The sequence below is a fragment of the Streptomyces hokutonensis genome (assembly GCF_000376565.1).
Classification (GTDB): domain Bacteria; phylum Actinomycetota; class Actinomycetes; order Streptomycetales; family Streptomycetaceae; genus Streptomyces; species Streptomyces hokutonensis.
This window is the reverse complement of the sequence record NZ_BARG01000157.1, coordinates 1-5,403: the sequence shown is the minus strand read 5'-3', so window position 1 is coordinate 5,403 and position 5,403 is coordinate 1. Positions and strand designations below refer to the sequence as shown.

Sequence of the window (5,403 nt, the reverse complement as noted above, 5' to 3'; positions counted from 1 at the left end):
GTTCGGCGGCGTCCTACTCTCCCACAGGGTCCCCCCTGCAGTACCATCGGCGCTGTAAGGCTTAGCTTCCGGGTTCGGAATGTAACCGGGCGTTTCCCTCACGCTATGACCACCGAAACACTATGAAACACATCAACCGCACCACACCCGGTGGCCCCGGGTACGGGGTTGTTCGTGGTTTCAGAACCAACACAGTGGACGCGAGCAACTGAGGACAAGCCCTCGGCCTATTAGTACCGGTCACCTCCAGCGGTTACCCGCCTTCCAGATCCGGCCTATCAACCCAGTCGTCTACTGGGAGCCTTAACCCCTCGAGGGGGTGGGAACACTCATCTCGAAGCAGGCTTCCCGCTTAGATGCTTTCAGCGGTTATCCCTCCCGAACGTAGCCAACCAGCCATGCCCTTGGCAGAACAACTGGCACACCAGAGGTTCGTCCGTCCCGGTCCTCTCGTACTAGGGACAGCCCTTCTCAATGTTCCTGCGCGCGCAGCGGATAGGGACCGAACTGTCTCACGACGTTCTAAACCCAGCTCGCGTACCGCTTTAATGGGCGAACAGCCCAACCCTTGGGACCGACTCCAGCCCCAGGATGCGACGAGCCGACATCGAGGTGCCAAACCATCCCGTCGATATGGACTCTTGGGGAAGATCAGCCTGTTATCCCCGGGGTACCTTTTATCCGTTGAGCGACGGCGCTTCCACAAGCCACCGCCGGATCACTAGTCCCGACTTTCGTCCCTGCTCGACCCGTCGGTCTCACAGTCAAGCTCCCTTGTGCACTTACACTCAACACCTGATTGCCAACCAGGCTGAGGGAACCTTTGGGCGCCTCCGTTACTCTTTAGGAGGCAACCGCCCCAGTTAAACTACCCATCAGACACTGTCCCTGATCCGGATCACGGACCCAGGTTAGACATCCAGCACGACCAGACTGGTATTTCAACGACGACTCCACCTGAACTGGCGTCCAAGCTTCACAGTCTCCCAGCTATCCTACACAAGCCGAACCGAACACCAATATCAAACTGTAGTAAAGGTCCCGGGGTCTTTCCGTCCTGCTGCGCGAAACGAGCATCTTTACTCGTAGTGCAATTTCACCGGGCCTATGGTTGAGACAGTCGAGAAGTCGTTACGCCATTCGTGCAGGTCGGAACTTACCCGACAAGGAATTTCGCTACCTTAGGATGGTTATAGTTACCACCGCCGTTTACTGGCGCTTAAGTTCTCAGCTTCGCCACCCCGAAGAGTGACTAACCGGTCCCCTTAACGTTCCAGCACCGGGCAGGCGTCAGTCCGTATACATCGCCTTACGGCTTCGCACGGACCTGTGTTTTTAGTAAACAGTCGCTTCTCGCTGGTCTCTGCGGCCACCCCCAGCTCAGAGTGCAAGACTCATCACCGGTGATGGCCCCCCTTCTCCCGAAGTTACGGGGGCATTTTGCCGAGTTCCTTAACCATAGTTCACCCGAACGCCTCGGTATTCTCTACCTGACCACCTGAGTCGGTTTAGGGTACGGGCCGCCATGAAACTCGCTAGAGGCTTTTCTCGACAGCATAGGATCATCCACTTCACCACAATCGGCTCGGCATCAGGTCTCAGACTATGTGTGATCCGGATTTACCTGGACCACGTCCTACACCCTTACCCCGGGACAACCACCGCCCGGGATGGACTACCTTCCTGCGTCACCCCATCACTCACCTACTAACCGCTTGGGCCGGCGGCTCCACCACTTTCCATTCCCCGAAGGGTCCGGAACGGCTTCACGGCCTTAGCATCACGATGCTCGATGTTTGACGCTTCACAGCGGGTACCGGAATATCAACCGGTTATCCATCGACTACGCCTGTCGGCCTCGCCTTAGGTCCCGACTTACCCTGGGCAGATCAGCTTGACCCAGGAACCCTTAGTCAATCGGCGCACACGTTTCTCACGTGTGTATCGCTACTCATGCCTGCATTCTCACTCGTGAACCGTCCACCACTAGCTTCCGCTGCGGCTTCACCCGGCACACGACGCTCCCCTACCCATCCATACAGGCGTTGGCCCTGTTGTATGAATGACACGACTTCGGCGGTACGCTTGAGCCCCGCTACATTGTCGGCGCGGAATCACTAGACCAGTGAGCTATTACGCACTCTTTCAAGGGTGGCTGCTTCTAAGCCAACCTCCTGGTTGTCTCTGCGACTCCACATCCTTTCCCACTTAGCGTACGCTTAGGGGCCTTAGTCGATGCTCTGGGCTGTTTCCCTCTCGACCATGGAGCTTATCCCCCACAGTCTCACTGCCGCGCTCTCACTTACCGGCATTCGGAGTTTGGCTAAGGTCAGTAACCCGGTAGGGCCCATCGCCTATCCAGTGCTCTACCTCCGGCAAGAAACACACGACGCTGCACCTAAATGCATTTCGGGGAGAACCAGCTATCACGGAGTTTGATTGGCCTTTCACCCCTAACCACAGGTCATCCCCCAGGTTTTCAACCCTGGTGGGTTCGGTCCTCCACGAAGTCTTACCTCCGCTTCAACCTGCCCATGGCTAGATCACTCCGCTTCGGGTCTTGAGCGCGCTACTGAATCGCCCTGTTCGGACTCGCTTTCGCTACGGCTTCCCCCACACGGGTTAACCTCGCAACACACCGCAAACTCGCAGGCTCATTCTTCAAAAGGCACGCAGTCACGAGAGTGCATGCAAGCATGCACTCCGACGCTCCCACGGCTTGTAGGCACACGGTTTCAGGTACTATTTCACTCCGCTCCCGCGGTACTTTTCACCATTCCCTCACGGTACTATCCGCTATCGGTCACCAGGGAATATTTAGGCTTAGCGGGTGGTCCCGCCAGATTCACACGGGATTTCTCGGGCCCCGTGCTACTTGGGTGTCTCTCAAACGAGCCGTTGACGTTTCGACTACGGGGGTCTTACCCTCTACGCCGGACCTTTCGCATGTCCTTCGCCTACATCAACGGTTTCTGACTCGTCCTGTCGCCGGCAGACGACAGAAGAGAGATCCCACAACCCCGTATACGCAACCCCTGCCGGGTCTCACACGCATACGGTTTGGCCTCATCCGGTTTCGCTCGCCACTACTCCCGGAATCACGGTTGTTTTCTCTTCCTGCGGGTACTGAGATGTTTCACTTCCCCGCGTTCCCTCCACATACCCTATGTGTTCAGGTATGGGTGACAGCCCATGACGACTGCCGGGTTTCCCCATTCGGAAACCCCCGGATCAAAGCCTGGTTGACGACTCCCCGGGGACTATCGTGGCCTCCCACGTCCTTCATCGGTTCCTGGTGCCAAGGCATCCACCGTGCGCCCTTAAAAACTTGGCCACAGATGCTCGCGTCCACTGTGCAGTTCTCAAACAACGACCAACCACCCATCACCCCCGGCTACCACCGGAGTTCACTGGGGTCGGCACTGAAGGCGACCTCACGGCCGTACCCTCAGACACCCAACAGCGTGCCCGGCACCACCGCCACTCGTGGTCAGCTTTCCACGCTCCGAAGAACAGTACTTGCAGCCCGAGATGACAGGCAGTGCCGAATAATCAACGTTCCACCCTTGAGCAACCACCGTCGGACATCTGCCGACGTAATGGCCCTGGACCACCAAACAATGTTTGGCGGCCTAGATGCTCCTTAGAAAGGAGGTGATCCAGCCGCACCTTCCGGTACGGCTACCTTGTTACGACTTCGTCCCAATCGCCAGTCCCACCTTCGACAGCTCCCTCCCCGCAAGGGGGTTGGGCCACCGGCTTCGGGTGTTACCGACTTTCGTGACGTGACGGGCGGTGTGTACAAGGCCCGGGAACGTATTCACCGCAGCAATGCTGATCTGCGATTACTAGCAACTCCGACTTCATGGGGTCGAGTTGCAGACCCCAATCCGAACTGAGACCGGCTTTTTGAGATTCGCTCCACCTCACGGTATCGCAGCTCATTGTACCGGCCATTGTAGCACGTGTGCAGCCCAAGACATAAGGGGCATGATGACTTGACGTCGTCCCCACCTTCCTCCGAGTTGACCCCGGCGGTCTCCTGTGAGTCCCCGTCACCCCGAAGGGCACGCTGGCAACACAGGACAAGGGTTGCGCTCGTTGCGGGACTTAACCCAACATCTCACGACACGAGCTGACGACAGCCATGCACCACCTGTACACCGACCACAAGGGGGGCACTATCTCTAATGCTTTCCGGTGTATGTCAAGCCTTGGTAAGGTTCTTCGCGTTGCGTCGAATTAAGCCACATGCTCCGCTGCTTGTGCGGGCCCCCGTCAATTCCTTTGAGTTTTAGCCTTGCGGCCGTACTCCCCAGGCGGGGAACTTAATGCGTTAGCTGCGGCACCGACGACGTGGAATGTCGCCAACACCTAGTTCCCACCGTTTACGGCGTGGACTACCAGGGTATCTAATCCTGTTCGCTCCCCACGCTTTCGCTCCTCAGCGTCAGTAATGGCCCAGAGATCCGCCTTCGCCACCGGTGTTCCTCCTGATATCTGCGCATTTCACCGCTACACCAGGAATTCCGATCTCCCCTACCACACTCTAGCTAGCCCGTATCGAATGCAGACCCGGGGTTAAGCCCCGGGCTTTCACACCCGACGTGACAAGCCGCCTACGAGCTCTTTACGCCCAATAATTCCGGACAACGCTTGCGCCCTACGTATTACCGCGGCTGCTGGCACGTAGTTAGCCGGCGCTTCTTCTGCAGGTACCGTCACTTGCGCTTCTTCCCTGCTGAAAGAGGTTTACAACCCGAAGGCCGTCATCCCTCACGCGGCGTCGCTGCATCAGGCTTTCGCCCATTGTGCAATATTCCCCACTGCTGCCTCCCGTAGGAGTCTGGGCCGTGTCTCAGTCCCAGTGTGGCCGGTCGCCCTCTCAGGCCGGCTACCCGTCGTCGCCTTGGTGAGCCATTACCTCACCAACAAGCTGATAGGCCGCGGGCTCATCCTGCACCGCCGGAGCTTTCAACACCCACACATGAGTGCAGGAGTGTTATCCGGTATTAGACCCCGTTTCCAGGGCTTGTCCCAGAGTGCAGGGCAGATTGCCCACGTGTTACTCACCCGTTCGCCACTAATCCCCACCGAAGTGGTTCATCGTTCGACTTGCATGTGTTAAGCACGCCGCCAGCGTTCGTCCTGAGCCAGGATCAAACTCTCCGTGAATGTTTACCCGTAATCGGGTGCACACACACGAGAGCGGAACAGTCAGGCGGAATAAGCCCGACCGTTCACAGCGTCCTCGCTGTGTTTTCTTCAAAGGAACCTCGCCCCAGCCACTGAGTGACCGGAGACGGGGTATCAACATATCTGGCGTTGATTTTTGGCACGCTGTTGAGTTCTCAAGGAACGGACGCTTCCTTTGTACTCACCCTCTCGGGCTTTCCTCCGGGC

The 5,403-nt window shown here is 57.7% G+C and carries 3 rRNA genes; all 3 read right to left on the bottom strand.

The features are described 5' to 3' along the window. The 3 genes from rrf to SSP08S_RS57990 all read right to left on the bottom strand — a co-directional run bounded on the left by rrf (position 1) and on the right by SSP08S_RS57990 (position 5,175). A 5S ribosomal RNA gene (rrf, locus tag SSP08S_RS54445) occupies positions 1–117 on the bottom strand. 93 nt (positions 118–210) lie between these two features. Next, positions 211–3,334 (bottom strand): 23S ribosomal RNA (locus SSP08S_RS54440). Between the two features lie 313 nt (positions 3,335–3,647). Beyond that, positions 3,648–5,175 (bottom strand): 16S ribosomal RNA (locus SSP08S_RS57990). Together the 16S, 23S and 5S rRNA genes form the textbook arrangement of a ribosomal RNA operon. Positions 5,176–5,403: the final 228 nt, after the last annotated feature.